The sequence below is a fragment of the Crocinitomix catalasitica ATCC 23190 genome (assembly GCF_000621625.1).
Lineage (GTDB): Bacteria > Bacteroidota > Bacteroidia > Flavobacteriales_D > Crocinitomicaceae > Crocinitomix > Crocinitomix catalasitica.
Genome location: NZ_JHXV01000075.1, coordinates 1 through 1,131, shown reverse-complemented (window position 1 = coordinate 1,131; position 1,131 = coordinate 1). Strand labels below are relative to the sequence as shown.

Here is a 1,131-nt window from a genome sequence, read left to right as displayed (position 1 = left end):
TGTGTTCTTCCCAATACAGGAACAAGCATAGACATTAGCAGTCGATATCAATATTGCTATTAGTAGAATCCTTTTCATAATTAAACCTAACGGTAAGTATATGCCATGTAGGCAAAAAAGAAAGTTACGGATTTTCCAAGTTTCACCAAGCCAACTCGCTGCATTTTGTTTTAATTTTTCAGAATAAAGCCAAATCAGTGATTTGGCGCTCTTGCAGAAAGTGACGTACTTTCCTTATTCGCCAAGCTTTGCCTATGGGGCATATATGGTGTTGTGGAGCTTTTTTCACCTAATTGAACAATCGCTTTAGTTTAGCAATTAGACCACCTTTAAATTTAGTTCCAGTTATTTTTGATACTTGCATTTTACTTTGAGATTCAACAAGTTTTGTTCTATCCATTACCTGTTCTTCATACGTTACCCAAACGGTAGATTTTCTCTCCAGCTCGGTTCTCAAATCCTCATATTCATAGTTGCCAATTTCGTCTTTTGTACCCGTTAATATTATTTTTCCATTTTCTATCCATTCAATAGTACGTTCAATATCTAATTGTAGTTGAGGATAAAAACTTTCAAGTATTTCATTTTGTTCATTTTTTGATAATTCTTCCCAACTTTCTGCATTATATTGTGGAGTAGGTGGAACTTCTATTGTTAAGCCATAACCTAGTCCTAAGTCGTTAAGAAAATGGTAACCATAGCAATATAAATCATAGAATTCTCTCAAAACATTTGCTAAACGATTATCCCTCAACAAGGCAATATTTAAGCTGTTTAACAATTTCCATTTTTCATAATCGCCTAAACCAATGAATTTCTCAGAAAGTAAATTCACTAGTTCATATTTGGCACCGTCTTTTTTATAGTTGAAAGATATAAGTTCTAAATATTGGTCTTCACCGATTAAACTTTCAATACTTTTATTGGTATAAATCCAATTTTCAAATTCATGCAAAGTGACCTTGCCATAAATGGTTTGATAAAAATATTGACGGATTTGTTTCGGTAATTTATTCACTTGTTTCTCGTGCTCTACAACGTTTGAGCAAAATTAGGCATTTATGCCGAACAGCTTTGCTGTAAATTTTGCTTGTTGTTAGGTTTAGTTTTTCTTTATTTTTAATAGTTCCT

1 protein-coding gene is annotated in these 1,131 nt (G+C 32.6%); it reads right to left on the bottom strand.

Going from position 1 to position 1,131, the window contains the following annotated elements; all coding sequences use genetic code 11:
• Nucleotides 1-289: 289 nt before the first annotated feature.
• Nucleotides 290-1,018: a hypothetical protein gene (locus T367_RS0118375; RefSeq protein WP_027421140.1), complete on the bottom strand. Its 729-nt coding sequence runs from the start codon at nt 1,016-1,018 to the stop codon at nt 290-292.
• Nucleotides 1,019-1,131: the final 113 nt, after the last annotated feature.